The sequence below is a fragment of the Caldisericia bacterium genome, assembly GCA_026414995.1.
Lineage (GTDB): Bacteria > Caldisericota > Caldisericia > B22-G15 > B22-G15 > JAAYUH01.
In genome coordinates this window covers 328-568 of the sequence record JAOAHY010000048.1, presented here as the reverse complement: position 1 = coordinate 568, position 241 = coordinate 328, and the positions used below count along the sequence as shown (strand labels likewise).

General features: G+C 32.4%; 1 protein-coding gene. It reads right to left on the bottom strand.

Translation table 11 applies throughout. The features are described from left to right. Positions 1–199, bottom strand: a 199-nt coding sequence (locus N3D74_06725; GenBank protein ID MCX8095857.1) for a TlpA family protein disulfide reductase, incomplete at its 3' end; no start/stop codon positions are given. Positions 200–241 lie beyond the last annotated feature (42 nt).

The following is a 241-nucleotide window of genomic DNA, read 5'->3' as shown; positions in this document are numbered from 1 at the left end:
GTTCTATAAAATCCGGAATCTCACGTTTGCATGGTGGGCACCACGTAGCCCAAAAGTTTATCAATATTACTTTACCCTGAAACTCTGAGGACTTTACTACTTTTCCATTCAGATCCTTTAATTCAAAGTATGGCATGTTACTGCCAAATGTATTTAATGAAAATATTAAAATAGCAAATAAGAGAATTGTTCTCTTCATTTTACCACCTTAATTATTATTATGATTGTGGTGATTTATTGC